The sequence below is a fragment of the Niveispirillum sp. CC-CTL257 genome, assembly GCF_059489915.1.
Map to the genome: position 1 here is coordinate 351,042 of NZ_JCAJXE010000003.1, position 17,578 is coordinate 368,619.

At 64.2% G+C, this 17,578-nt stretch carries 15 protein-coding genes and 1 pseudogene; 5 read left to right on the plus strand and 11 right to left on the minus strand.

Features of this window, described 5'->3' with window-relative positions; all coding sequences use genetic code 11:
• Positions 1 to 9: 9 nt before the first annotated feature.
• From ABC729_RS18320 to ABC729_RS18335, 4 genes are all read right to left on the minus strand, one after another.
• A complete protein-coding gene (locus ABC729_RS18320) occupies positions 10 to 771 on the minus strand; it encodes a sugar transferase (protein ID WP_495609044.1) in 762 nt (253 codons plus the stop codon).
• A 130-nt stretch (positions 772 to 901) separates the two neighbouring features.
• Positions 902 to 1,888, minus strand: a complete 987-nt coding sequence (locus tag ABC729_RS18325; protein WP_495609045.1) for a CpsD/CapB family tyrosine-protein kinase — start codon at positions 1,886 to 1,888, stop codon at positions 902 to 904.
• A gap of 235 nt (positions 1,889 to 2,123) precedes the next feature.
• A complete protein-coding gene (locus tag ABC729_RS18330; RefSeq protein ID WP_495609046.1) occupies positions 2,124 to 3,668 on the minus strand; it encodes a sensor histidine kinase in 1,545 nt (514 codons plus the stop codon).
• Positions 3,631 to 4,386, minus strand: coding sequence for a response regulator transcription factor (locus tag ABC729_RS18335; RefSeq protein WP_495609047.1), 756 nt, complete (start codon positions 4,384 to 4,386; stop codon positions 3,631 to 3,633). Before ABC729_RS18335 ends, ABC729_RS18330 begins: the two co-directional genes overlap by 38 nt.
• A 1,040-nt stretch (positions 4,387 to 5,426) precedes the next feature.
• Between ABC729_RS18335 and ABC729_RS18340 the strand changes: the two are divergent.
• The 3 genes and pseudogenes from ABC729_RS18340 to ABC729_RS18350 all read left to right on the plus strand — a co-directional run.
• Positions 5,427 to 5,555, plus strand: a pseudogene (locus tag ABC729_RS18340) (CBS domain-containing protein); the annotation flags it as partial.
• A 63-nt stretch (positions 5,556 to 5,618) separates the two neighbouring features.
• Entirely contained in the window at positions 5,619 to 5,837 is a 219-nt protein-coding gene (locus ABC729_RS18345) for a CBS domain-containing protein (RefSeq protein ID WP_495609524.1), read from the plus strand.
• A gap of 30 nt (positions 5,838 to 5,867) precedes the next feature.
• Entirely contained in the window at positions 5,868 to 6,194 is a 327-nt protein-coding gene (locus ABC729_RS18350; protein WP_495609048.1) for a DUF6496 domain-containing protein, read from the plus strand.
• A 138-nt stretch (positions 6,195 to 6,332) separates the two neighbouring features.
• Here ABC729_RS18350 and ABC729_RS18355 read toward each other — a convergent pair whose 3' ends face one another.
• Positions 6,333 to 7,301: an ABC transporter substrate-binding protein gene (locus tag ABC729_RS18355; protein ID WP_495609049.1), complete on the minus strand. Its 969-nt coding sequence runs from the start codon at positions 7,299 to 7,301 to the stop codon at positions 6,333 to 6,335.
• 177 nt (positions 7,302 to 7,478) lie between these two features.
• Here ABC729_RS18355 and ABC729_RS18360 point away from each other — a divergent pair, with 177 nt between their 5' ends.
• The gene (locus tag ABC729_RS18360) at positions 7,479 to 10,286 is read left to right on the plus strand and encodes a TonB-dependent receptor (RefSeq protein WP_495609050.1); all 2,808 of its coding nucleotides are present in this window, start codon (positions 7,479 to 7,481) and stop codon (positions 10,284 to 10,286) included.
• A gap of 57 nt (positions 10,287 to 10,343) precedes the next feature.
• Here ABC729_RS18360 and ABC729_RS18365 read toward each other — a convergent pair whose 3' ends face one another.
• On the minus strand, positions 10,344 to 11,072 hold the full coding sequence (locus ABC729_RS18365) for an SDR family oxidoreductase (protein WP_495609051.1): 729 nt from the start codon (positions 11,070 to 11,072) through the stop codon (positions 10,344 to 10,346).
• Between the two features lie 102 nt (positions 11,073 to 11,174).
• Here ABC729_RS18365 and ABC729_RS18370 point away from each other — a divergent pair, with 102 nt between their 5' ends.
• Positions 11,175 to 11,642 (plus strand): YkgJ family cysteine cluster protein, encoded by a 468-nt coding sequence (locus ABC729_RS18370; RefSeq protein WP_495609052.1) that lies wholly within the window; start codon positions 11,175 to 11,177, stop codon positions 11,640 to 11,642.
• Here ABC729_RS18370 and ABC729_RS18375 read toward each other — a convergent pair.
• From ABC729_RS18375 to ABC729_RS18395, 5 genes are all read right to left on the minus strand, one after another.
• Positions 11,639 to 13,048, minus strand: a complete 1,410-nt coding sequence (locus ABC729_RS18375; RefSeq protein ID WP_495609053.1) for an aldehyde dehydrogenase family protein — start codon at positions 13,046 to 13,048, stop codon at positions 11,639 to 11,641. The two genes, ABC729_RS18370 and ABC729_RS18375, sit on opposite strands and share 4 nt — an antisense overlap.
• Before the next feature lie 178 nt (positions 13,049 to 13,226).
• Positions 13,227 to 13,568 (minus strand): carboxymuconolactone decarboxylase family protein, encoded by a 342-nt coding sequence (locus ABC729_RS18380; RefSeq protein ID WP_495609054.1) that lies wholly within the window; start codon positions 13,566 to 13,568, stop codon positions 13,227 to 13,229.
• A 14-nt stretch (positions 13,569 to 13,582) separates the two neighbouring features.
• A complete protein-coding gene (locus ABC729_RS18385) occupies positions 13,583 to 14,437 on the minus strand; it encodes a p-hydroxycinnamoyl CoA hydratase/lyase (protein WP_495609055.1) in 855 nt (284 codons plus the stop codon).
• Positions 14,438 to 14,451: 14 nt separating this feature from the next.
• Positions 14,452 to 16,584, minus strand: coding sequence for an acetate--CoA ligase family protein (locus ABC729_RS18390; protein WP_495609056.1), 2,133 nt, complete (start codon positions 16,582 to 16,584; stop codon positions 14,452 to 14,454).
• Position 16,585: 1 nt separating this feature from the next.
• Positions 16,586 to 17,374: an HpcH/HpaI aldolase family protein gene (locus ABC729_RS18395; protein WP_495609057.1), complete on the minus strand. Its 789-nt coding sequence runs from the start codon at positions 17,372 to 17,374 to the stop codon at positions 16,586 to 16,588.
• Positions 17,375 to 17,578: the final 204 nt, after the last annotated feature.

A 17,578-nucleotide genomic window follows, 5' to 3' on the forward strand; every position in this document is an offset into this window, starting at 1 on the left:
CGTCCGCTTTCAATAGGCACCGCTGCGGCCCAGCACGACCAGGGGCGTGCGCAGCAGCAGACGGAGATCGTTCAGAAAGCTCCAGTTCCGGGCATAGTCGCGGTCCAGCCGGACGCGTTCCCCGTAGCCGACATCGTTTCGGCCGCTGATCTGCCAGACCCCGGTGATGCCGGGGCGGCAACGACTATAGTCATGGAAAGCCGCGCCATAGCGCTTGACCTCGTCGCGGACGATGGGGCGGGGGCCAACCAGGCTCATTTCCCCGGCCAGCACATTGATGAGCTGGGGAAGTTCATCCAGGCTGGTCGTGCGCAGGAAACCGCCGATGGGCGTGATGCGCGGATCATTGCGCAGTTTGAAGTCCCGTTCCCATTCCGCCCTTGCTTCGGGATCGTTCGCCAGCAGCCGGGCCAATACCGCCTCGGCGTCGGGCACCATGGTGCGGAATTTCCAGCATTTGAAGGTACGACCCTGCGCGCCGATGCGGCGATGGCCGAAAAGAATGGGCCCGCCATCCTGTTTTGCCCGAATGGCGATGATCAGGAACAGCGGAGACAGCAAGGCCAATAGCAGCGATGCTCCCACGATGTCGAACAGCCGCTTGCTGATCCGCGTGGCCGGCTCCCGCATCCGGGGACGCCGCTCCCGGTCCAGATGGCTGTCGATGGCGACCGCATGCAGTCGGTGCCAGTCATACCCGCGATCAACCGCCGCTGATGATGCCGACAGGCCGGAGCGGGAAAGAGTGCCGGTAAAATATTGAGGTGCCATGATGCGCTCCACTATCGGGTTAAGTGCAGTGATTGTTTGTGGATTACTCTCCACAGACATTCATTGGTGCCGAATGGGGCCGTGTTTCTCTCTGCAGACCTTAACAACCGGGATGGCGATCCGGTTGTGGTCATTCTGTGGTCGGTTGATGCTGCGCTGCATCAAAGCGTGACGTCGGGTCGTCCATCTGCTGCGGGGCTTTCATGCGGGTCAGGGCGATGCCGGCCACCCGACCGCGCGCCTTGCGCAACCGCGTCATCGCCGCCATGGCCGGACCGTGGCCGACATGGTTCCAGCGGATGACGAACAGGATACGATCCACCAGACGCGCCAGCAGCAGGACATCGCGGGCGGCCTGCACGGGCGGCAGGTCCAGGATCACCAGTTCATAGCAGCGGGTGCAGGCCGCCAGGGTCTGCCGCATGTGATCGGACAGCAGCATGCGGGCGCCCAATCGCCCGCCGCGTCCGGTGGTGATGAAATCCAGTCCGGACAGCGGGTCTGTATGGATCGCGTCATCCAGGAGATGCGGCCGTTGTTCCAGCAGCCGCGTCAGGCCCCCGTCATGCGGAACCTTGAACAAATTGTGCTGGTCGGGATGATGCCAGTCGCAGTCGATCAGCAGCACGCGCCGGCCTTCGCGGGCCAGAAGCCGCCCCAGGCTGGCGGCCAGGATTGAACGGCCTTCCCCTGTGGTGGTTGATGTGATCGCCACTGTCAGTGGGGTGCCAGGCTGGCTTGTTGCCACCAAACGCATGTGCAAGGTCCTCAGTGCCTGCGCATAGGGACCTGACGGTTCCCGAAGTGCGTGGTTAAGGGTGGCATCGCCGTCGGCCAGTTCAGGCAGGCTGGTCAGGACGGTCAGATCTGTCGCGGCCTCAATCTGCTCCGGGTGCTGGAACCGACGCCTCGCGCGACGGTGAAGGATGCAGGCAACGGCGATACACCCCAGAAGGCCGGCAGCCAGGATCAGCAGATCGGTCGGCGGGTCCGTGACGGCGTCGGCGATGGTCTCCATCAACCCCGATCCTTTGGACATAAGGCTGGGCGACAGCAGGGTGAGGATGACCAGACCGACGAAGGGGGGGAACAGCAGCACGCCCGCCAGGATCAGCATGCTCCTCCGCCAGAACGGTTTGGGTGACCGCGTTGGCGATATGGTGGTGCGGGACGGCGTTTCGCCGCCGCGCAGGGGAAGGGCGATTCTGCTCATGCGGGTCGAGCGGGGAGGTTGAGAAGGCACCTCTTCGACGGGCGCACGTGGCAATGACGGACCTCCCTTGTCACATCATTGCAATGAACCTTGCGTTGCCGGGGTCCTGGATGCCAGTGACCATGCGGTGACGCCGGGCCTACCAGTCGATGCGCGGGAACCTGACATGAATGCGCAGGCCACCTTCCGCACGGTTGCAGGCCGTCACCCGACCCCCCAATGCTTCCACATGGTGGCGGACGATCCACAGGCCCAGGCCAGCATGGGCAGGTTCGCCCTTCTTGCCGTGGGCACCATTCGGGCGGAATGAATAATGCCGGTCGAAAACCTGATCGATGCGGCTGGGATCGATACCCGGTCCTTCATCATCGATGGTCAGGTCGATCCCCTGGGCGGACCCGGTCAGGCGGGTGCTGATCGTCCCGCCGGGCCGGCAAAAGCCGATGCCATTGTCCAGGATGTTTTCGACGATGATGTCCAGGATGCCGTCCGGTGCCTGAACCTGGACATCCTCATCCAGATGCCGGACGAAGCGGATTTGCTTCTCCATCGAGATGTCGCGGGCATTGTTCAGAACATCGGCCACGACATGGGTCAGGTTGATGCGCAGCTTCGGCGCCTCTATGAAATCCGCCGTATCATTGCCAAGGCTCTGAGCGGCGGAAATCAGCGCGGAAAGGCGACCCAGCGCCGTTTCGATCAGTTGCGTGGCACGGCGAGATCGCTGATCCTCTGCCGGCACGGCCGCCTTCAGCGGCTGCAACGCCGAGCGGATGACCGCCAGCGGTGTCTTGACGGCATGGGCATTCTCCTGCGCGGTACGCCGGATATTGGCGGCGGCCCGATGCAGGTCTTCCACCAGCCGGTCGAAATCCGCCGCCACGCTGGCCAGTTCCGGTAGGGTGTTGCGATCTGCGAAGGTGGCGGCACCGGCGCCGCCGCTGCGGATTTCCCGTGCCACCTTGCGGAAATGGCGCAGAGCACCCCTGATCCGCCAGGCCACCAGCAGCGCCAGGGCGGCGAAGGCCAGATAGATCAGCGCCGCCATCCGTACATTTCCGGTCTGCCAGTAAGGGCGGCCAAAGGCGGAGTTCAACAGCGCGGAGCTGTCATCGGCTGATACCAGCACCCAGCATCCCTGCCGTCCTTGAATGGGAATGATGGAGGTGATGATCTCCTCCGCCCCATCCATCTGGCGATGGCGGATTTCCACGGGCTTGTCCCAGGTACAGGTTTGCGACAGCGATTGCAGGATGCCGCGCTGGGCCAGCATATCCAGGTCGTGGCTTGTCTGATCCGTCGGCACGCGTGGAGAGGCCGCGATGAAGTAGAAGCCGCCAGCCGCGGCACCGGCCTTGGGCTGGAACATCAGCTTCAGGATGGTGCCGTCGCGGGCAAAGAGATCCAGTGCGGCGTTCAACTCGGCCGCCGACATGGTCTCCCGATCCTCCAGCTTCGCCGCCAGCGCCTGGCTCACCAGCCATCCGTTACGGCGCAGGCTTTCCGCCACCAGATTGCGGCTTTGTCCGTCGGCGCGTTCGAATTGCCCGTACAGGATGATCGGTAAGGCCGTGAAAATGCCGATTAGCAACAGCAGCTTGATGGTCAGCGACGATGCGAACCGGATGACCAGCCATCTGATCCGGTCAAATCGCAGCCGGCGGCTTGCGCCAGCAATATCCAAAAGCGGCGAAATTTTCGATTTCCTGGAAATCGGCGTCGATGGCGCGGAACTTGTTGCGTATGCGCTTGACCGAGGATCGGACATTTGTTCGATACCCATCTTCCCCGCTCCCCGCGATAAAGCCGCAATGATGCACGCAGTCGTAAATGGCGCGGTAGGTGACGTGGTCCCCCGCATTTTCAACCAGCTTCTTGACGATGTTGAACTCCGTCACCGTCAGATCCACATCGGCACCACGCCAATAGGCGCGGCTGAGGCGCTGGCGCAGCGTCAGGGGACCAAGTTCGATCTGCTCCTCCTTCGGGGTGCCGGGGGGCTGCCTGGCGGCTTCAGCGATCAGTTGCGCGCGCCGGGCTAGCACGGGGACGCCGCGCGATTTGTCGATGAAATCCAGGGCGCCGCGGTCAAGGGCGGCCATTTCGAAGCTGGTGCCGGAGAGGGCCGTCAGAATGATGACGGGGATGGCAACCCCTTGCCGACGTAGTTGCGGCAACACATCGATGCCGTTCGTGGTGGGCAGGTTCCAGTCCAGAATGATGACATCCACCTCATTTCCCGCCGCGAAATAGGTCAGCAGCGGCGGCCCGTCGGTGAAGGTGGTGACGGAGAAGCCATGGTCCTCCAGTTCGGCGCTCACCACCTCCCGGAAATCATCATCATCATCCACCAGGGCCAACCGCAGCGGCCCGTCGCTGGTCCGGTTGCTTGTCTGCGGCATTGACTGGATCGCCGTCGGGGACAAGGCCGAACCGGGCGTGGCAGAGTGCTGTTGACTGGACGTCGTGATCATCGCTGGTCACCTCGTAGGACAGGGTTCGGAAGACCCGGGTTTCAACGTCTGGATAAAGGGTAAGGTTCAGCACGCACGCGCTGCGGCGGAAGGAAAGCAGCCTTCCCGGCGCTTCGTCCCGGCTGGTGCTGGGTGCACCCAGCAAGGCCCGCAGCCGTCCCTCATCCATACCAATGGGTTGAAGGGGGGGCGGTTGCGGCGGGGCTTCCCTGGCCTGGGGGGCCGGTGGTGCTGGCGGTTTCTGCCGTTTTTTGGATGCCGGTTGTGGTGCGGGTGCTGGACGGGCGGGGGCCTGGACCGTTGGCGGGGCGGGGGCGGGGTCCTTGCGATGTGCCTCGGCCACGGGCGGCGTCACGCTTGCGCATCCCGATAATAACAACAAGACCAGCATTCCCACCCACAAATCGGCACGGGACATATCCGCTTCCTTCATCGTGGCACGCCGCCGGAACGGGCTTGCTGCACGGTGTATGGTGGGGGCCGGGAAAGGCGATACTGGCCTGACAACCAGGAAGTGCCACCCCCATCCGTCAGTGCGACTATCCCTGGATCATTTGCATCGAAATGGTAAACGCGCACGGGCGAATAAGGATTATCCGCCGTAATGGTGTCGGGCCGGACCATTCCCTTCAATGCGTTAATCAGCATGAGCTACCACGCTGACCGATTGCCGGATTGGCTTCACGGAACTCTGTTTTCTGGGCCAGAGTGGCCATGAACCTTCACCATGTTTGTGCATATCCGTCGTCCTGGGCCGGTAACGGCAGGAACGGCGGGGGGTTCCGGGCCAGGAAACCCAGAACCCGGAGGGAACGCGGGGCATGTTGCCCGCGTTGACCTTGTACGACCCCCGCAAGCCTTCGGTTTGCGGGGGCGTTTCTCCAGAGAGTGGTTGGTGTGTGGAGGGGGCACAGGTCTTGCCCCGGTCCAGAAGATCGATGGAGGTCGATATGAAAGTCAGCGAGGCGATGTCACGGGACGTTCGGATCGCAAACCCTACTGAAACTATCGAAGATGCCGCCAGAATGATGGTGGATCAGGATCTGGGGTCGCTTCCGGTCGGTGAGGGGGATCGACTGGTGGGAATGGTAACGGATCGCGACATTGTGGTCCGGGCCGTTGCGAGCGGTCGGGGGCCCGGTACCAAAGTCCGGGACGTGATGAGCACCCGGGTCAAATATTGCTATGAGGATGAGGAGATCGACATCGTCTCCCGCAATATGGGTAATATCCAGGTGCGCCGCCTGCCGGTTCTGAGCCGCGAAAAGCGGTTGGTTGGCATCCTGTCGCTGGGCGACATGGCCGTGAACGATCCCCATGCCGCCGGTCGTGCGCTGGGTGGTGTCTCCAGGCCCGCTGGCGGCCATAATCAGCGCTGATCCGAAGCCACGGCAGGGAAGGAGCAGGCCATGGCCAAACAGTCGGGAGAACAGAAAGAAATAATTCGGGAGATAATGCACGAATACAAGCATGGAGAACTGAAAAGCTCCAGCGGTGCCCACGTGAAGAACCGAAAGCAGGCTGTCGCCATTGCTCTGCATGAAGCAGGTGCTTCTCAAGAGGAAAGCCCAGCTAAGAACCGTGAGAACATGCGTCGGACCAGCCAGCGCAAACGGGGAAAGTCGGATGAGGCCGGTCTTACACGCCACGAGCTTTATAATGAAGCGCAGCGGAAAGGCGTCAAAGGCCGGTCGCGCATGTCAAAGGCGGAACTTTGCCAGGCACTCGGCCATTGAGCCGCCGATATTGTTCTTCCCCTCGGGTACCGAAACTGGGCGGTGGCCATTCGTAGGTCACCGGCTTTTTGCTTCACAGTGTCGGACGTAGAGACGGGTGCCATGCCTCGTTGCTCCTTTGCCCCACAATTGACTGCGTCAAGGCGCCAAAACCTCGCGCAGCACCGACCGGTCGATCAGTTTTTCCAGCTGTGCAGCGTCGCGGGGTGGGCGGTTGGCCTGGGCTGCCAGCCAGGTTTCCTCTGCGACCATCACCCCCAGAAGATCGTCGGGCAGGCCGGCGGGGAACCGATGGTGATGCCAGGAGGCACCCACCAGATCCGCCGGATAGCCGCTGGAACGGGCCACCAGGGGCCATATTTGGGCCGGGTCGTCCGTCGCGACCTTGGCCGCCGCGATCAGACGGCGCACGAAATCCACGATCTGCGCCCGGCGTGCGGGATCGGCCAGGGCCTGCGCCGTGGTGTTCAGGTTGTAGAGTTCGCGATAGACAGACGGGTCAGACAGGCTGACCGCGTCATCGCCCAGCGCCATCAGGCTGCGCTGACTTTCCGGTTCCCAGATGGCCACGGCATCGACGGTGCGCGCCGTCAGGGCCGGTTCCATTTCCCGCGGGCGCAGGGGCACCAGCACCACCTCCTGCGGGGTGATGCCGGCCTTTGCCAGCAGCCGGTCCAGGAAATAGGCGGCGGAGGTGCGTTCGAAAACCCCGATGCGCTTTCCCCGCAAATCCGACGCTTGGGTGATCCCGGCTGACCGGCGGGCGACGACGCGGTACAGCCCCTCCGTCACGGTCAGGATGATGCGCAGGTCGGGATTGGCGACGGAGGCGCGCAGGGCCTGGGTTTCCGCCTGGGCCGCCAGATCGGCCCGGCCCGGCGCATGGTCGAAGCCGCCCGTGGGGGCCGCCCCCTCTACCTTGAACAGATTATCCACACCGCCACTGGTGAATTGGGCGATGCCCGGCCCGGCCTGCTGGATCGCGAACAGCACCGGCCCCACCTCCATCACATCATGGCGGCCCACGACGCGCAGGGGTTCATCAGCCCGCACGGTGCCGGATGCGGCCAAGATGGCGGCCAGGATCAGGCCCTTGATCACCCGCATGAGTTCCCCTGTTTCCAACGATCAACATTAGTCAATGTATAATGTCATTTGCTATCATGCCGCAAGAGTATCGGTTCGGTCCAATTAAACGATTGGACGCCCCCCATACCCTTCATGGGAAGGTGCTGCAAAAGCAAGGTCCGGCAAACGGTTCGCGACCAGAACGGGAGGGCAGAAATGCATTTCAATAAAAACACCCTGATTGCGTCTGTCGCCGGTCGCCGGCGGTTGGGAATGACGGTCGCGCTGTCGGCCGGCCTGCTGGTCCCGACCGGCGTTTTCGCACAGGAAACTCCGGCGGAAGAACCGGAACTGCTGGAAATCATCGTCACCGGCACGCGCGTCAGCGGGTTCATGGCGCCGACGCCGGTGACGTCCATCGGGCAGGCGGACCTGGAATCCCGCGCCATCCGCAATCTGGCCGATATCATGTTCGACACGCCGACCCTGAAGCCGGCGCAGAATACCGGGCAGTCGAGCCAGCCCATCGGCGCCAGCAATTTCGACCTGCGCGGCCTGGGGCCGAACCGCACGCTGGTGCTGGTCGACGGGCGGCGTTTTGCGGCCACCGATCCGACGGGCGGCATCGACGTCAATGTCATCCCGGCAGCGCTGATCAAGCGGCTGGAGATTGTGACGGGCGGCGCGTCCGCCGCCTATGGTTCCGACGCGGTGTCGGGCGTGGTCAATATCTTCCTGGATGACCGGTTCGAGGGCGTGAAGGGCTCCGCCCAGTACAGCCAGTCCAAATATGATGACCACCATAAGCCGGCGGCATCAGTGGCCGTGGGCAAGGCGTTCGGTCAGTTCCACCTTGTCGTCTCCGGCGATTATTTCAAGGATGACGGGCAACTGGCGCAATCGTCCCGCCCCTGGGCGCGCGGCAATTATGCCGTGATGACCAACCCGGCCTATCCGGCGACGGCGGGGCAAACGCGTCTGGTCGTCGCGCCGGACGCGCGCTTTTCCCAGATGACGCTGGGCGGTGTGACGGCATCCAACAGCATCGCGGCGCTGCGCAACCTGCAGTTCGGGCCGGGTGGCACGGTCCTGCCCTTTACCCGTGGCACCTATGTCGGCAGCACCTTCATGTCGGGTGGCGACGGGGCCAGCCTGTCGGAAACCTCTAACATCTCGCCGGAGATCGAGCGCGGCACGGGCTTCGCCAAGCTCAGCTTCGATGCGACGGAGGATATCAGCTTCTATGCCGACGCCCTTTATTCGCGCGCCGACATTTTCTCCGACGGTACGACATCGACGGATAATGGCAATATCACCATCCAGCGCGACAATGCCTTCCTGCCCAACCAGATCCGCAGCATCCTGGTCGCCAATAACCTGACCCGCTTCTCCATCGGCCGTGTCGGCGCGGAGGAGGGGGCGTTCTTCAATACCGTGGAGAACGAGGTGCAGCGCTACGGGCTGGGCGTCAGCGGCCGGTTCGGCGAGGGTTGGCGCTGGGACGCGTCGGGGCAGTTCAGCCGCGTGCGTTATTACCGTGAGGATGGCAATAACCGCAATAATGCCCGTTTCAGCCTGGGCGTGGACAGCGTCATCAACCCGGCCACGGGGCAGCCCATCTGCCGCGCGCTGCTGACCAATCCCAACCCGACGGCGGCACAGGACCCCTATGGCGATATCCGCGCCTGTGTGCCCATCAACCTGTTCGGCGCGGGCTCCGTCTCGCAGGCAGCACTGGATTATATCGGCGGCACCGCCTTCCTGGACAGCCGGCAGGAGCAGGATGTCTATGCCGTGAATATCGAAGGCTCGCCCTTTGCCACCTGGGCCGGCGATGTCTCCATCGCGGCGGGTGCGGAATATCGCCGGGAGAAGGTGCGCGCCACAAATGACGATGTCTCCAAACGGTCGGGGTGGAAGACCGTGAACCCGCAGGCGCTGCGCGGGTCGCTGAATGTCAAGGAAGCCTATGCCGAACTGGTGGTGCCGCTGCTTATCGATCAGCCCCTGGCGCAGTCGCTGGACCTGAACCTCGCCGGTCGTGTCACCGATTATTCCACCAGCGGGCGGGTGGAGACCTGGAAGGCCGGGGCCAACTACCAGCCCATCGAGGATATCCGCCTGCGCGCCACCCTGTCGCGCGACATCCGGGCGGCAAATATCAACGAACTGTTCTCCGGCCAGAACCAGCTTTTCAACACCATCACCAACCCGGTGAGCAATGTTGCCCTGACCACGCTGCAATTGACGGGCGGCAATCCCAACCTGCGGCCGGAACGCAGCAAGAGCTTCACCGGCGGTGTGGTGTTCCAGCCGGAATGGTTGCCGGGTTTCCGCGCTTCGGTCGATCATTTCTCCTTCAAGATCAAGGATGCGATCACCTCGCTGACCGGTCAGCAGATCGTTGATGGCTGTCTGGTCCTGAAACAGGATAATCTCTGTTCCGCCATCACCTTTGACGCCAGTAATGTGATCACGCGGGTGCAGGCGACGCTGGTGAATGCCGCGCGGTCCACGGCCAAGGGCCTGGATTTCGAGGCGATGTACAGCTTCGATCTGGACGAGGGCAAGCTCTCCATCCGGGGGCTGGCCACCTATATTGATGAACTGACGATCACCAGCAACGGCGTCACCACCAATTTCGCCGGCACGGTGGGCAGCACGGGCACGCTGGGCCCCGCCGGCGGCATCCCGAAATGGCGCGGCACCCTGTCCGCCGACTATGCGGCCGGGTCCTATGCGCTGGGGGCCGTGCTGCGCTATGTCGATGGCGGCAAGCTGAACGTTACCTATGTCGAGGGCGTGGATGTCCCCGACAACAGCGTGCCGTCACGCACCTATGTCGATATCAATGGCAAGATCAGCGTCACCGATGCAGTGGAAATCTATGGTGCCATCGACAATCTGTTCAACAAGACACCGCCCCTGACCCCCAACGCCATCACGGCACCCAGCTATGCCTCCTCGGTCTTTTATGACCGGATCGGGCGCACCTACGCGCTGGGCGCGCGGTTCAAGTTCTGAACCGTCAGGTCATGAGAAAGCCCGCCAACTGCTTGAGGTTGGCGGGCATTTTATTGTCTACCCCCGGCCCAGGAAGGGCTGGCCGATGGGCAGGATCACGCTTTCCAGCACATTCACCTCCGGCGGCATCGCGGCGATACAATGGACCAGGTCGGCCACCTGTTCGGGGCGCATCGATTGTTCAGCGCTCATCCGGTCCAGGCCCGGCACGAAATTGGTGATGGTGGAGCCGGGATGGATAATCCCCGCCGTGATGCCATGGTCGCGCCCGTCCAGGGCGATGGAGCGGGTCAGGCCGTCCAGCGCGAATTTGGTGGTCGTGTAGGCTGCCGTATGTTCGCGCGGTACCAGGGCAGAGATGCTGCCCACCAGCAGGATACGCCCCCGGCGGCGGGGCTTCATCAGGCGCACCGCCGCGCGGCAGCACAGGAAGGCGGCGGTCAGGTTGACATCCAGCACCTGCTGCCAGCGCGTCAGGCTTAGATCCTCCAGCGGGGTCTTGTCGGCGATGCCGGCATTGCTGACCAGAAGGTCGGGCGGACCGAATTCACGGGCCACCGCGGCGAACAGGCCGTCCACCTGTTCCTCGCGCGTCACGTCGGCGGCATGGACGCTGGCCGTGCCGCCGGCATTGCGGATGTCCGCCGCGATGGAAGCCAGCGTGTCCCGGCTGCGCGCGACCAGGGCCAGCTTCATGCCCGATGCGGCCAGCCGGCGGGCGACGGCCTCGCCAATGCCGGAACTGGCGCCGGTCACGATGGCCACCTGTTGGGAGAGGTCCTGCATCGTTATTCCTCGTTGCTGATGGTGATGGTCACTCTCGATCTGCCGACTAGAATGTGACATGATCGAATTATATACAGCATGGACAAACGATTTGGGGGCCGCATGCCGGTGGATCAGAACGCCATCCCGTGTGATGGCTGCATTCAATGCTGCAAGAATGATCAGGTGATCCTGCATCCCGAGGCGGGGGACGATCTGTCCTTCTACCGCTGGGAAGCCATCGCCTCGGCCCTTTATCCCGGCCGGACCATGGCCGCGCTGAAGCGCGATCCCATTACCGGCCATTGCACCTATCTGACGGCGTCAGGCTGTTCGATCCATGAGCGGCGGCCATCGGTCTGCCGCCGCTTCCATTGCGCCCGCACGGCCCTGGCGCTGGAAAAACTGTCCCACCGGACCCGCAAGATATTGCGCCGGCGGGGTGATGTGTTTGACGCGGAACTGCTGGAACGCGGTCAGGACCGGCTGCGGCGGGCCCGCGAACTGGGACTGGAACAGGTACTGGACACCGACCAGCAGGTCGCGGCGTTTGAGCGGATCGCCGCGATGCCGGGGCCGAAGGGCGGTTAACCCCCCGCCCCATGCGTGACCCTGATTTCGGTGTAGGAGCGCAGGCCGGCCAGCCCCATGCCGCGCCCGATCCCGGATTCCTTGAAGCCGCCGAAGGGCAGGTCGGGGGCGGCACCGCCATGGCCGTTGATCCAGACGGTGCCGGCCTCCAGCCGCTTTGCCAGCGCCTCCGCCCGCGTGCGATCACCGCTCCACACCGACGCACCCAGGCCGAAGCGGGTTGCGTTGGCGCGGGTTACCGCTTCCTCATCGCTGTCGAAGGACAGGATGGGCAGGACGGGGCCGAACTGTTCCTCATCCACCAGCCTAGAGCCTTCGCGCAGGCCGGTGATGATGGTGGGGGCGATGAAATAGCCGGGGCGGTTCAGGGCATGGCCGCCGGCCAGGATGGTGCCGCCCTGGGCGCGGGCATCGTCGATGATGGCCAGCACTTTCTCGAACTGGGGGCGGTTCTGTATGGGGCCGTAATCGACATCCGGTTCGAAGCCGCCGCCGACACGGGCCTTCCGCGCCTCCGCCGCCAGCGCGTCGGCCAGGGCGCCGGCGATGGGGGCCTGGACCAGGACGCGCTTCACCGCCATGCAGATCTGGCCGCTATTGACGAAGGCGCTGGCGAACAGGCGTGGGGCGATTTCCGTCACATCGACATCGTCCAGCACGATGGCGGCGTCGTTGCCGCCCAGTTCCAGGGAAACACGCTTCAGGCTGGCCGCCGCCGACGCCATCACCTTCTTGCCGGTGGCGGTGGAGCCGACAAAGGCGATCTTGTCGATGCCGGGATGGCTGGTCATCCACTGGCCCAGGTCGTTGCCACCTGAGAGCGTATTGACCAGACCGGGGGGCAGGGTGCGGGCCGCCAACTCGCCCAGGCGCAGGGTGGCCAGGGGCGTGAAGGGGGAGGGTTTGACCACCACGGCGTTGCCGGCGGCCAGCGCCTGCGCCACCATCTGCATGGCCAGGATCAGGGGCGCGTTCCAGGGCGCGATCACGCCCACCACGCCCATGGGCACATAGTCTAGCCGTACCGGTCCCAGCGGTCCGTCGCGCATATAGCCGCCGCCGATGTTGAGTGCGGCCACACCCGCGATCCGGTCAGCGGCGAAGGCCACCTCCCGCCGGGCGACGGAGAGCGGCTTGCCCTGTTCGCGGGTCAGCAGTTCGGCCAGCGGTTCGGCGTCATCGCGGATGGCATCGGCGAAAGCGCCCATGGCGGTGGCACGGATGGCGGGGGTCAGGTGCCGCCAGCTGGCGAAGGCCTTTCGCGCGGCGGCGACGGCACGGTCCAGATGGGCCTCATCGGCATCGGGGGCCAGGGCGAAGGCTTCGCCCGTCGCAGGGTCGATGACGGGGAAATGCGCGGCAGCGGGCACGGCCTCGCCGCCGATGGACAGCAGGAAGTTCGTCATGGTGGCGCACCCGTGTGTGGGATGTTGGGAACCACATATTTCGTCATCCCGGCGAAAGCCGGGACCCAGGGGCCAAGCGCCCGACCTTTCAGCTGCTCCGATTAAGGCGGCGGACAGGATTGAGCCTGTGGCCCCTGGGTCCCGGCTTTCGCCGGGATGACGAGAAGAGAAGGGGATTTTACTCCCCCTTCGCCCTCGCCTCCCGCTCCTCCACCACCTCCAGGAACTTGCGGCTGGCGGAGATGGCGGATGGCCAGGAGGCGTAGAAGGCGAGGTGGGCGATGGCTTCGCCGATCTCTTCCTTGGTCAGGCCGTTATCCAGCGCCAGGCCCAGATGCGCCGGCAGTTGTTCGGGCCGGTACATGGCGATCAAGGCGGCGATGGTGACAAGGCTGCGGTCGCGCTTGGACAGGCCCGGCCGCTCCCACACATCCTCGTACAGCACGCGGTCGGTCAGTTCCACCAGGGTCGGGACCACGGCTTTCAGCTCGTTGCCCTTCTTGGCGCTTGGGCGCTTCATCGACTGTCTCCACCTTATTCAGGACGATTGTAGGCACCCATGCCGGGGCGGAAAGTCTTTTCGTCCAGGAACTGCTTCAGGCCCTGTTCCTTGCCCTTTTCCGGATCCACGAAATTGGTCTGATCAACCTTGGCCGTCAGATATTCCGAGGCCTGTTCCCAGTTCATGTCGCGTGCGTATTTATAGGCCAGCTTGGCCTGACGCAGCACAGTCGGGTTCTTGCCCAGCAGCGTGCGGGCGATTTCCGTGGTGCGGGCGCGCAGCCGGTCCTTGGGCACCGCCTCGTTCACCAGACCCATGGACAGGGCCTTGGCACCGTCAAACTGTTCCCCCGTCATCACGTAATAGAGTGCCTGACGGTCGCCCATGACGGTGGCGATGGCCTTGGACACGGCCCCGCCGGGGATGACGCCCCAATTGATCTCCGACAGGCCGAAGACGGCCTTTTCATCGGTGATGGCCAGATCGCAGGCGATCAGGGGCGTGAAGGCACCGCCGAAGCACCAGCCATTGACCATGGCGATGGTCGGCTTGGCATAATGCATCAGGTTGCGCCACTGCCAGGCGCGGGTGGAGCGATAGGCGCGGTGGCGTTCGATATCGCCCAAGCCATCGGTGGCGCGGAAAAAATCCTTCAGGTCCATGCCGGCGGAAAAGGCCTCGCCCACGCCGGTCAGGACCAGGACGCCACAGCGCGGATCGGTTTCCAGCGCGTCCAGCACCTCGTTCATTTCCTTGGCCAGACCGACGCTCATGGCGTTGCGCTTGGCGGGGCGGTTCAGCTGTACCCAGGCGATGCCGTCTTCGAATTCGACCAGCACGTCGTTGCCGCCGGGGATGGGCCGCTCATTGGCTTCGGTTGTCGTCACGTCCGATGTCCTTTTCATTCGGTGATGAATAATGCGTCGAGCGCCATGACCCCTTCGCCCCTGGCGAAAACCGTCATTGGATTGACGTCGACTTCCCTGATTTCAGGATGGGCGCGCAGGATGGCACCGAGCGCCAGAATGGCGTCGGCCACCGCCTCCACATCGCGGGCCGGCTGACCCCGGAAGGGTCCCAGCAGCTTGGCCCCGCGCATGTGGTGCAGCCGGTCCAGGATTTGCGCACGGCCGGCATGGGCCGGCAGCATCTCCACCGCGTCCAAGGCCTCCACCCACACGCCGCCCAGGCCGAAGACCACGAACGATCCCCATTCCGGGTCGTTGCGACCCCCCAGGACCAGTTCCAGGCCGGGGGGGGCCATTTTCTCGATCAAGATGCCGTCTAGGCCGCCTTCGGGGATATGAAGCTGTGCGGCATCCATCAGCCGCTGCCAGCCGGCGCGCAGCGCCGCCTCATCCTTGATGCCCAGGATGACACCGCCAACATCGCTTTTATGTGTCAGGCTGGCGGCCTGCAGCTTCATGGCCACGGGGTAGCCGAAACTGGCCGCCAGCTGTGCGGCGGAATCCACGTCGCGGAAGACCAGCACGCCCTTGGGCACGCGGATGCCATATTCCGACAGCAGGGCCTTGCCCTCATATTCCGGCAGCGGACCACGGCGAGGCAGTTTCGGGCCGGGCAGGGGCGGGCTGGTGCGGGTGCCGACACGGGCCAGGGCGTCGGCATAGTGGCGCACCGCCCGGAAGGCGCGCAGCGCGCGGTCGGGGGACCTGAATAACGGCGTATCGGTGTCGCGCAGCGGCTTCACGCAGCCGGGGTCCAGCGGCGCCTCATCCCCGATGATGGCGACAGCCACGGGTTTCGGGGCGGTGCGGGCCAGGGGGGCGATCACCTCTGACTTGGCCCGCTGCTGCCAGGGGCCGCCACCTGCCAGCGAAAGCAGCACGGCCCCCACGGAGGGGTCGGCCATCATGGCGTTGGTGGTGTTGGCGAAGACCGACGCGTCGGAGAAGCCGGCAATGCCGACATCCAGCGGGTTCGACGCCTCGCATTGCGGGGGCAGCATGCCCCGAAAGGCGTCCAGTGTCTCGTCACTCAAGGACGCCACCGGCAGCCCCACCTTCTCGCAGAAATCCAGACTGAGTCCGCGCACAGCACCTGAATTGGTGACGATGCCCATGGAACCCTGGCTGGGGGCCGGGAAGCGGTAGAGGATGGAAGCGGTGTCGAACAGTTCGTCCATGGTTTCCACCAGGACCACGCCTTCATCCTCCACCGCCGTCCGCATGGTGGCGTAATCGCCAAGCATGGCCCCGGTATGGGACTGGGCGGCGGCACGGCCAGAGGCGCTGGAACCTGGATGAACCATCACGATGGGCCGCCCGGCCTCCCGCGCCATGCGGGCGGCGTCCAGAAAGGCAGCGGGATCGCGGATCTGTTCGACATAGACGGCGATCAGGTTCGCCCCTTCCTCCACCAGATGGCGGATGACATGGTCGATACGGACTACGGCCTCGTTGCCGGTGGAAACCACATGCGAGATGCGGATGCCGCGCGCCAGCAGGGCGGAACGGATGTTCGACGCCATGGCCCCGCTCTGCGCGATCACGCCCATATGCGGGCCGCTGGCCGCCGGCTGAAAGGTCAGCGATTCAAAGCTGAGGGCCGCGCCGCTGAGGTAATTGGCGAAACCCATGCAGTTGGGGCCCAGCAGGGCGAGGCCGCCCGCGTGGCAGAGGCGGGCGATTTCTTCCTGTTCCGCTGCCCCTTCCTCACCCGCTTCCCGGAAGCCGGCGGCGAAGACCACAGCCCCGCCGACGCCGCGTTCGATACAGGCCTCGATGGCTTCCTTCACCGCCTTGCGCGGCACATTCAGGACGGCGACATCGACGCCATGCGGCAGGGCCTGGATGGTGGGCAGGCAGGGGATGCCATTGATCTCTGCCCGTGTCGGGCTGACCAGATGCAAAGGCCCGGTGAAGCCGGAGCCGGCAATATTCTTCAGGATGACGCCGCCCACCGAGGCCGGGTCCGGCGAGGCACCGGCGACCGCGATGGAGCGGGGACGCAGCAGGCGTGCGAGATCGATACGGGAAGCGGATGCCCCCGTTTGCACATCGGATGTCGGCACTTCAGACCTCTTGTCTGTTGGCGCGGAAGGGGGCGAACCGATCCGCCGCGTTTTTCAGCGCGTTCTTGTACATGACCATATCGGACTGCCAGGCGATGTAGCGGGATCCCCGTTCCACCGCCTGTTTCAGGGCGTCGGGATTGCTGGCCACCATGCCGAAATGCTTGCCGGCGCGTTTGCAGGCGTCGATCACCCGGTCCACGACCTTCTGCACCTCCGGGTGCTCCGCCTCTCCCGGATAGCCCAGCGACTGGCTGAGATCGCCGGTGCCGATGAAGGCCACGTCCAGATGGTCCACCTGGCACAGGGCCTCGATATCGGCGGCCATGCGGGCATTTTCGACATGGACGGCGATGGTCGTGTCGCGGTTGGCGCGTTCGATATAGGTCTTGGGCGGGGTGAAGGCATAGTCACCGGCCCGGCAGCCGGGTGCCCAGCCGCGTTCACCGATGGGATGATATTTGGCACGGCGCACGACGGCGCGCGCCTCCTCCGCAGATGACAGCGAGGGGACCTGGATGCCGCTGGCACCGCTGTCCAGCGCGTGCAGGATATTGGCCTCGCCGGCATCGGCGGTGCGGACGATGGCGGCCATGCCCACCAGCTGCGCGGCGCGGATCAGTTCCTCGATCTCGCCATGCGTCAGGTTGGCATGTTCGCTGTCGATGATGATGAAGTCGAAACCGGACATCCCGATCATCTCGACAAGATTTGGCGAGGCGAATTTGACGAAGGTGCCGAACACCGGTTCGTCATTCTCCAGGCGCCGCTTGATTAGACTGTTGATCACAAGGCACCTCCCGATGGCGGCGTCGCTTTTGTTCCGGGACGCCTGCCGCCTGTCCATCCAATGCAATCGCCCGGTGGGAATCAAATGCTGATTACGGCCTTGTCCGATAACAATGCGGTATCGGAGCGGTTGGCCGGAAAACCAATGCCGTGGCGGCATCAGTTGCCGGACCAAAAAGAATTAGACGCAAGCCTTCATTGCCTT

What these genes read in the sequence shown, in the direction of transcription:
- ABC729_RS18355 (WP_495609049.1), bottom strand. Translation starts at nt 7,301, where the DNA reads ATGCGGGTGATCAAGGGCCTGATCCTGGCCGCCATCTTGGCCGCATCC.
- ABC729_RS18370 (WP_495609052.1), top strand. Translation starts at nt 11,175, where the DNA reads ATGCCGGTGGATCAGAACGCCATCCCGTGTGATGGCTGCATTCAATGC.
- ABC729_RS18380 (WP_495609054.1), bottom strand. Translation starts at nt 13,568, where the DNA reads ATGAAGCGCCCAAGCGCCAAGAAGGGCAACGAGCTGAAAGCCGTGGTC.
- ABC729_RS18360 (WP_495609050.1), top strand. Translation starts at nt 7,479, where the DNA reads ATGCATTTCAATAAAAACACCCTGATTGCGTCTGTCGCCGGTCGCCGG.
- ABC729_RS18365 (WP_495609051.1), bottom strand. Translation starts at nt 11,072, where the DNA reads ATGCAGGACCTCTCCCAACAGGTGGCCATCGTGACCGGCGCCAGTTCC.
- ABC729_RS18350 (WP_495609048.1), top strand. Translation starts at nt 5,868, where the DNA reads ATGGCCAAACAGTCGGGAGAACAGAAAGAAATAATTCGGGAGATAATG.
- ABC729_RS18335 (WP_495609047.1), bottom strand. Translation starts at nt 4,386, where the DNA reads ATGCCGCAGACAAGCAACCGGACCAGCGACGGGCCGCTGCGGTTGGCC.
- ABC729_RS18320 (WP_495609044.1), bottom strand. Translation starts at nt 771, where the DNA reads ATGGCACCTCAATATTTTACCGGCACTCTTTCCCGCTCCGGCCTGTCG.
- ABC729_RS18345 (WP_495609524.1), top strand. Translation starts at nt 5,619, where the DNA reads ATGAGCACCCGGGTCAAATATTGCTATGAGGATGAGGAGATCGACATC.
- ABC729_RS18375 (WP_495609053.1), bottom strand. Translation starts at nt 13,048, where the DNA reads ATGACGAACTTCCTGCTGTCCATCGGCGGCGAGGCCGTGCCCGCTGCC.
- ABC729_RS18325 (WP_495609045.1), bottom strand. Translation starts at nt 1,888, where the DNA reads ATGCTGATCCTGGCGGGCGTGCTGCTGTTCCCCCCCTTCGTCGGTCTG.